Here is a 202-nt window from a genome sequence, read left to right as displayed (position 1 = left end):
TGATGACGCCTTCTTTGCCCACTTTTTCCATCGCTTAAGCAATGATTTGACCGATGCGCTTGTCACCGTTAGCAGAGATTGTACCTGCCTGAGCAATCGACTTAGGGTCGGTGCACGGTACAGACATTGCTTTGATTTCTTTAACGGCAGCAGCCACGGCTTGGACGATGCCGCGCTTAAGATCCATCAGGTTCATACCCGC

The 202-nt window shown here is 51.0% G+C and carries 1 pseudogene; it reads right to left on the bottom strand.

Going from position 1 to position 202, the window contains the following annotated elements:
- Positions 1–37: 37 nt before the first annotated feature.
- Positions 38–202 (bottom strand): annotated as a pseudogene (gene groEL, locus A6R74_RS22980) (chaperonin GroEL); the annotation flags it as partial.

The sequence above is a fragment of the Halomonas sp. ALS9 genome, assembly GCF_001651035.1.
Classification (GTDB): domain Bacteria; phylum Pseudomonadota; class Gammaproteobacteria; order Pseudomonadales; family Halomonadaceae; genus Vreelandella.
The sequence above is the reverse complement of the archived record's forward strand: the minus strand, read 5'-3'. Positions and strand labels throughout refer to the sequence as shown.